Origin of the sequence: uncultured Veillonella sp. (assembly GCF_934190855.1) — a bacterium.
Lineage (GTDB): Bacteria > Bacillota > Negativicutes > Veillonellales > Veillonellaceae > Veillonella.
In genome coordinates this window covers 1-2,114 of the sequence record NZ_CAKPTN010000221.1, presented here as the reverse complement: position 1 = coordinate 2,114, position 2,114 = coordinate 1, and the positions used below count along the sequence as shown (strand labels likewise).

Genomic DNA, 2,114 nt, shown 5'->3' with positions numbered 1-2,114 from the left:
GTTCTTTCCTTTTCTCTAAGAAATTTTGCCGACCCCCAGTTTAACTGGGGGTTTAGTCATGCCTATTCGGCGTACAATAAAAGCCAAGCTATTTCTAAATATGAATAGCTTGGCTTTTGCATTGTGTAAATAAGTTAAGAGCGTATCAGAAATACAAAATGCATGTTCAAGAGCTTTCAAGAACTAATGAAGTATCAAGTTAATAATCATAAGCAGAGGCAGAACTAATATAATACCAGCCAAAATAAAGGAAGCTAAAACTACCATAGTGCCATATGTTATTAGACATAACTTTATTAAAAAATCTATACAACTATAAATACACATACCCATAGTAGATTGTTCTTTTAAAGAAATGAACCAAGCTTTCACTCTATAATAAATTTTAGGTTTATTAAATGCAGGATATAGTTTCTCATACCACAAAATTACACACGGTAAAACCCAAATATTCCCAAAGCAAAATATCAACACGGGAAGATACTCTCTTAATGGATATGCTTCTAATACATATCGATCGTACAGTAATGTATAAATCCCCCAAATAGAGGTTCCCCAAATAAGTACAAGTATGAGTTTTAACAAGAGCCCCAAAACAAGTTTAGTGTTCCATCTGAGTCTATCTACTGCTTTAACCATTTTAGTACTTTTCATAAGCTATCACGGTTCATCGTCATAGGCTACTCCATAAGCTTTCTGATAGATGATATTGGCTATTGTATATCGTTCCATTCCAAATTGAGGCGGTAGTATCATTGCTTCTAAGTGTTCTTGTTGAAGTCGTTGTCGGCGTGTTCTACCTTCATTATTAAAAGCAATGCCACCGTTAACGGTCCCTATAATACCAGGGTTTTCCTGTTTTGCACGCCAAATAGAGATATACGGTGTGTTAGCACCTTGTTGTAAGCCTTTTTCATGAATGGTAATCAAATGGCGCAAGGATCGCTCTAGGTCATAATCATATAGCAGGTGAATGCCTTGAATAAGATTGGATGCAGGCATTAACACGTAAATAGTCGCTTCCACACGTCGATGACCATCGGGTGCGTCCACAGCTTTAATGGAGCTAAGATCTAAGTACTTACCATCCCCTCTGCCAGAATCAACGGTTGAGTCGATATGCTGATAATGCTCTGCATTTAATAACTCAGCTTGTGATACGGCTTGACCTTTCATAGGCAACACGAGGCAGACTAGTAACCATAGTGAAAGTAAATATATGCGTTTCATCGTCCACCTCACTGTACCACAATATCATCAAAATGCTGCTGATAGGCAGCTATAAACATAGCATCCGCTAAATCATACATAACAGTATTCTTTCGATGAATCGGAAGATTTCTAGCATCTTCCAAAGACGGAGTCTTCTTAAGCGCACCATCCAGTGTATGAATCGCACTGTTCGTTTCAGACATAAATAATCCAGACTTGCTTTCACTAGCCTCAATCAAAGCCAGCATAGAGGGACTTGGCTTCATCATATGAGATGACTTAACCAAAGTCGCCAGTGAATAGTTAGCATCATAATTCACAGTAAGTCTTTTTTCAATGATCTCAGTTTGATAGTGCGACGTGTGTACCACATAATAAATAGCACTTAATGTATATTGTGGCGGCGCATACTTTTGAACCTCCACAGAATAGGTATTTAAATACACATACATACCACCGTCATTAACAATGGGGCCCTGTTTTTCATACTCATGCTGATGAACTAACTTGAACTGCGGCGACGACTTCAGCTCCTGAAATGTGATTGCCTCTGTGGGCATGGTGAAAGCCAGCAACACAAGGGCCAGCATTAACATACGTTGAACCATAAAAACCTCTCTCGAAAATGAATCTTATCTCTCAATAAAATAAGCACAACCTTATTAGCATAAGTATACTATGCAAATAAGGTCGTGCCTATTATTAATAATTTTATAATTTAGTATATGCCAGATTTGCGTCTAATTGATATTTATAAGATTTATCTCTATTTGACGATATATATCTTTATCCCTATAATATAACTAGATAGTCAGACGAGTAGTGACGTCAGGCTCATCTCTAGTTACACAAAAGCATGAAGAAATGGCCTTTCAGTTATCTAGTTACACTAGGCAACGGAG

2 protein-coding genes are annotated in these 2,114 nt (G+C 37.5%); both read right to left on the bottom strand.

Annotated elements, in window-relative coordinates:
* Positions 1-660: 660 nt before the first annotated feature.
* Positions 661-1,230, bottom strand: coding sequence for a hypothetical protein (locus Q0F90_RS08985; RefSeq protein ID WP_296004910.1), 570 nt, complete (start codon positions 1,228-1,230; stop codon positions 661-663).
* Between the two features lie 8 nt (positions 1,231-1,238).
* Positions 1,239-1,820 (bottom strand): hypothetical protein, encoded by a 582-nt coding sequence (locus Q0F90_RS08980; RefSeq protein WP_296004908.1) that lies wholly within the window; start codon positions 1,818-1,820, stop codon positions 1,239-1,241.
* Between the last annotated feature and the right edge of the window lie 294 nt (positions 1,821-2,114).

Bases quoted from the DNA above. Each gene is read 5' to 3' on its own strand.
- Q0F90_RS08985 (WP_296004910.1), bottom strand. From the start codon at position 1,230: ATGAAACGCATATATTTACTTTCACTATGGTTACTAGTCTGCCTCGTG.
- Q0F90_RS08980 (WP_296004908.1), bottom strand. From the start codon at position 1,820: ATGGTTCAACGTATGTTAATGCTGGCCCTTGTGTTGCTGGCTTTCACC.